Below are 651 nucleotides of genomic sequence, written 5' to 3'. Positions count from 1 at the left end.
ACATTGTTCATGATTTGGCCTGTCATGTTCATATTTTGACCTCTAATTGTTAGGTCTAAATTTCTTAGTTTATTAGTATGTTGCGCGCCATATGCGAGTATGGCGACATAATAAAAAGCTTGGAGAGAACAATGATAAATCTAAAAAAAGTTGTATCTAATGTAGTAAAAGCAACGGCAGCAACTGCTGTTGTATTAAGTGTTGTGGGTTGTACGGGTAGCCCATATGAAGAGCAAGTAAATGGTCGAAATGACGTGGTGACTTTAGGTGACTCTATTTTCGATTTGAATGGTGTAATTCAAGAAACGCTAGAGGCTAATGCCGGCACACAATTTCGTGACTACACGCAGTCAGGTGCTGAATTACAAGGTGGTAGCTTGGCGCCATCTGTGTATGAGCAATATGCCGCTGCAAACAGCTTCAATGGTGATATCAATACCATTCTTATGGATGGCGGCGGTAACGACATCTTGATCCCTGCTACACTTTTTGACCCTTACGGATGCCGCACGCAATGGTATCGTTGGAATCCTTCTCGTTCATGCAGAAACTTGATTGAAGATCAGCGTATTAACGCAGTGAACTTGTTGAATCAGATGGATGCAGATGGTGTTGCTAACGTTGTTTGGTTGGGTTACTACGAGCTTCCAC

General features: G+C 42.1%; 1 pseudogene. It reads left to right on the top strand.

What is annotated here, in order from left to right:
• Positions 1-131: 131 nt before the first annotated feature.
• Positions 132-651 (top strand): annotated as a pseudogene (locus tag A3739_RS01455) (SGNH/GDSL hydrolase family protein); the annotation flags it as partial.

The sequence above is a fragment of the Oleiphilus sp. HI0067 genome, assembly GCF_001635735.1.
Note: the sequence above shows the minus strand (reverse complement) of the source record. Positions and strands in the feature narration are given on the sequence as shown.